Source organism: Photorhabdus viridis (assembly GCF_040256935.1).
Lineage (GTDB): Bacteria > Pseudomonadota > Gammaproteobacteria > Enterobacterales > Enterobacteriaceae > Photorhabdus > Photorhabdus viridis.
The window spans coordinates 1-340 of the sequence record NZ_JBEJZY010000326.1 but is presented as its reverse complement, the minus strand read 5'-3'; the positions used below and the strand labels follow the sequence as shown (position 1 = coordinate 340).

1 protein-coding gene is annotated in these 340 nt (G+C 48.8%); it reads left to right on the top strand.

Going from position 1 to position 340, the window contains the following annotated elements; all coding sequences use genetic code 11:
* The first annotated feature begins 128 nt into the window (after positions 1-128).
* Positions 129-305: a hypothetical protein gene (locus ABR397_RS23575; protein ID WP_350307819.1), complete on the top strand. Its 177-nt coding sequence runs from the start codon at positions 129-131 to the stop codon at positions 303-305.
* Positions 306-340 lie beyond the last annotated feature (35 nt).

Below are 340 nucleotides of genomic sequence, written 5' to 3'. Positions count from 1 at the left end.
TTTGTTCAGGGCGCGACTGCCTTTGATATTCAGGGTACAGAGCCGGGAACAACGGTATGGCATCTGATACGAGAAGCAGAAAATAGGAATGAGTAAAGGATGAGAAGCAGTAGATAAAAAAGAGGCAAATGCTGGAAGCGGTTGTGATTATTGCCGAAGTTGCCGTTATTATCCTCGTCACCCTTGCCGTCGCTGCCGCACTGATTGCACTGGTGAGAATTTTAGCCGCAGCCGCAGCCAGTGCCGCAGCATTAGCGGCTGTCCTGACTATATTGGCGGGTGTAACATTCGCCACCGCCTCATAATTCACGGAGAAAATGATGGAAACTGTAGATTACTT

Excerpts from the sequence above, each read along its gene's own strand:
- ABR397_RS23575 (WP_350307819.1), top strand. The coding sequence starts at position 129 with ATGCTGGAAGCGGTTGTGATTATTGCCGAAGTTGCCGTTATTATCCTC.